Annotated in this window: 3 protein-coding genes; 2 read left to right on the forward strand and 1 reads right to left on the reverse strand. The window is 35.8% G+C overall.

All coding sequences use genetic code 11. The features are described 5' to 3' along the window. Positions 1–22: 22 nt before the first annotated feature. The gene (locus tag A0J48_RS26075; RefSeq protein WP_200327482.1) at positions 23–829 is read right to left on the reverse strand and encodes a serine/threonine-protein kinase; all 807 of its coding nucleotides are present in this window, start codon (positions 827–829) and stop codon (positions 23–25) included. A gap of 510 nt (positions 830–1339) precedes the next feature. On the opposite strand from A0J48_RS26075, the gene A0J48_RS26080 reads away from it, so the two are divergent. Both A0J48_RS26080 and hemB read left to right on the forward strand, forming a co-directional pair. Further along, entirely contained in the window at positions 1340–1699 is a 360-nt protein-coding gene (locus tag A0J48_RS26080) for a DUF4870 domain-containing protein (RefSeq protein ID WP_200327480.1), read from the forward strand. 469 nt (positions 1700–2168) lie between these two features. Then, positions 2169–3146, forward strand: a complete 978-nt coding sequence (gene hemB / locus A0J48_RS26085; RefSeq protein ID WP_200327481.1) for a porphobilinogen synthase — start codon at positions 2169–2171, stop codon at positions 3144–3146. The last annotated feature ends 315 nt before the right edge of the window (positions 3147–3461 follow it).

Consider the following 3461-nt stretch of genomic DNA (forward strand, 5'->3'; position numbering starts at 1 on the left):
CCTTTCTTTTGCAGTTTGTAAGCTAGTCACAAAGCGGCTTTGATAGTTTTCGGAGATGTCTATTATATAAACAAGCTGCTGCTGCCCATACATCTACATCAGGTTTTGCATCTTTAAATTTTAGCACCTGTTGACGAGGAATAAAACCAGGTGTACCCCCCATTCTTTTGGTAAAAGTTTGTCCACTTAAACCTGCTAAATCAAAAGATTTCGCTAAACCATAATCACCGATTTTTGCGGTCAGTTTACCATCAATATTACAGAGAAAAATATTATTAGGTTTTAAATCCCGGTGAACTAAACCCTTACCTTTTGCAAAGCTACCATTAGCTAATTTTACATAAGGAATTTCTGCATGATGAGTATATGTTAAACCGTCTAAAACTTGCAGGATAATTCCTAAAGACATATCTAGGGGTAATTTTCCTCCTAATTGCTGCATTAAATCATAAACATTCCCACCTTCGTAATATTCCATCACTAGGAAAAATATATTTTCTGCGTAACCATAATCAAATAATTCTACAACGTTGGGATGTTTTAAAGCTTTCATGTTTTCAATTTCCCGGAGGAACATTTGTACATGATTTTCATCCTGTGCAACTTCTGGTAACATTACTTTTAAAGCGACAAGTTTCCCTGTTTGGGAATGTTGCGCTAAATAGACTTCACCAAAGCCACCTTTTCCGATAGATTTGATAATTTGATAATTGCGTAATGATGTTAATTGTTTTTCTCCACCTATCGCTAAGATGATTATGATGGCATGAAAGAGTTGTATAATTTTATCATGATGATTATGATATAAGTAAGTAGTTAGAATCAGAATTTTTTTGTCTGAATCAGGATATCCAGGATTTAAGGATTTTCAGGATGTTGTTGAACGATTGTTTGTTGGTAAGTTGGGATTTTCAGGATGTTGTTGAATGATTATTTGTTGGGAAGTTGGATATTTTATTTGTCAGAATCAGGATGTCCAGGATTTCAGGATTTACAGGATGTTTTTGAATGATTATTTGTTGGGAAGTTGGGTATTTTTTGAAGATGTTTTTAAATGATTGTTTTTTTGGGAACTTGGAGATTTTTCAGGATGTTGTTGAATGATTATTTCTGAATGATTATAAAAAATCTGAAAACTACCATCCTGTACATCCTCTAATCCTGGTTATCCTGATTCAGACAAATACAACTTTCATCACCAACAGAAAATCTAAAAATTACCATCCTGTACATCCTCTAATCCTGGATATCCTGATTCAGACAAAATCAAACATCCTGACTTATCAGTGTTTAAACAAAGATGTTATAATAAATAACTACAAATTAATGACGCTCAAAAATGTACGACAGCGATAATCTTAAACTGTTATCAGCCTTATCTCACGGAGCAATTTTTTTCAGCACCACAATAGTATCTGTAGGTTTACCGATTGCTTTATTAATAATATCTGATGATCCGGTTGTAAAAGACAACGCCAAAGAGTCTATAAATTTCCATTTTAACGTTTGGTTTTATGGCGCAATTTTAGGATCTTTATTTTTTCTTCTTGGTTGGTTAGTGTTACCATTGGTGATATTATTACCATTAGCTGGTTTAGGATATTTGCTACACTGGGGATTAACAATTGTTGCCCTGATCAAAGTTTTTGGTAATCCTGATACACCCTTTCGCTATCCATTCATCTTCCGAGTTTTTTAATCATCATTTTCATTAGGTATTTATTTCATCATATCAGGATACAAAATTAAGAAGTTTACCAATTATTCTTAGAGGTTGTTTTAAAAGTTTGAGATGGTTATTTTCAACACTTCTAGATCCCCCCTAACCCCCCTTAATAAGGGGGGAACTAGATTCAAAGTCCCACTTAAAAAGGGGGATTTAGGGGGATCTTAAAATATTTGATACACCATGAGAGACTTTTCAAACATCCTCTTACTCCTGACTCCTGACTCCTGACTTCTGAATTCTTAGTTTAAGATTATTTTCGCAAATTTCTTCCAGGAAAGTGCCAACTAAGCTGTAAAATACAAAATTGCCCCACAGCTTCATGAACAGTAGGGCAAAGACAGTTAAGCACTGTTTCTAGTTTGTCTGAAAGTCACAAAGTAAAATGTGGCTTTTGTGACGCTTTGTTTTATGTCCATTGAGTTTTTCTGAATAGAAATATATGTTTCCTACACATCGCCCCCGTCGCTTACGTACCCATCCCCAACTACGCCGCATGGTACGTGAAACCGTTCTTACAACCAATGATTTGATTTATCCATTGTTTGCTGTTCCAGGTGAAAGTATTGCTAAAGAAGTAAAATCTATGCCTGGAGTTTATCAACTTTCGGTAGATAAAATTGTTGAAGAAGCAAAGGAAGTTTATGATTTAGGTATTCCCGCAATTATTTTATTTGGAATTCCTGAAGATAAAGACGTAGATGCTACAGGTGCTTGGCATGATTGTGGTATTGTTCAAAAAGCAGCAACCGCAGTAAAAGAAGCAGTTCCTGATTTAATTATTCTGGCTGATACCTGTTTGTGTGAATATACAAGTCATGGTCATTGTGGTTATTTACAAACTGGTGATTTGACAGGAAGGGTTTTAAATGATCCAACTTTGGAATTATTGAAGAAAACCGCAGTTTCTCAAGCTAAAGCCGGTGCTGATATTATTGCACCTTCGGGAATGATGGATGGTTTTGTCCAAGCAATTCGTGCAGGTTTAGATGAAGCGGGATTTGAAGATATCCCGATTATGTCTTATGCTGCTAAATATGCTTCGGCTTATTATGGGCCGTTTAGAGATGCAGCAGATTCTACACCTCAATTTGGTGATAGACGCACTTACCAAATGGACCCTGGTAATGCTCGTGAAGCGATTAAAGAAATTGAGTTGGATATTGCTGAAGGCGCTGATATGCTGATGGTGAAGCCAGCTTTGGCATACATGGATATTATCTGGCGCGTCAAGGAAGCTAGTAATTTACCTGTTGCTGCTTACAATGTTTCTGGTGAGTATGCGATGGTGAAAGCTGCGGCTTTAAATGGTTGGATTGATGAACAGCGCGTTGTGATGGAAACTTTGACTGGGTTTAAACGGGCTGGTGCTGATTTGATTTTAACTTACCACGCTAAAGATGCGGCTCGGTGGTTGTAATTTAAGATTTTATCTCACGCAGAGACGCAGAGGCACGGAGAGTATTTTGAGTGTTTTTGTGTTTGGGCGTGAGATTTTTTGTATTTTGAATGCAGTTTTTACTTGCTTTGGGGCATAGAGCAAGCTAAAATTCCTACAGTTTGTTAAGTAAACAGTCAAATAGTCATGACAGTATCAAAATTTGATGAATTACAGAGTCTAGCTGAGGAAGACTACAAAAATACGTTCTCATACGTTGAAAATAACTTCAAATTTATTGAAATTATTATTCAAAAAATAATTCAATATTTAGGGTGTCAATCTAGTAGCATATAT

The sequence above is a fragment of the Sphaerospermopsis aphanizomenoides BCCUSP55 genome (assembly GCF_001586785.1).
Taxonomy (GTDB): Bacteria; Cyanobacteriota; Cyanobacteriia; order Cyanobacteriales; family Nostocaceae; genus Sphaerospermopsis_A; species Sphaerospermopsis_A aphanizomenoides_A.

Bases quoted from the DNA above. Each gene is read 5' to 3' on its own strand.
- A0J48_RS26080 (WP_200327480.1), top strand. From the start codon at position 1,340: ATGTACGACAGCGATAATCTTAAACTGTTATCAGCCTTATCTCACGGA.
- hemB (WP_200327481.1), top strand. From the start codon at position 2,169: ATGTTTCCTACACATCGCCCCCGTCGCTTACGTACCCATCCCCAACTA.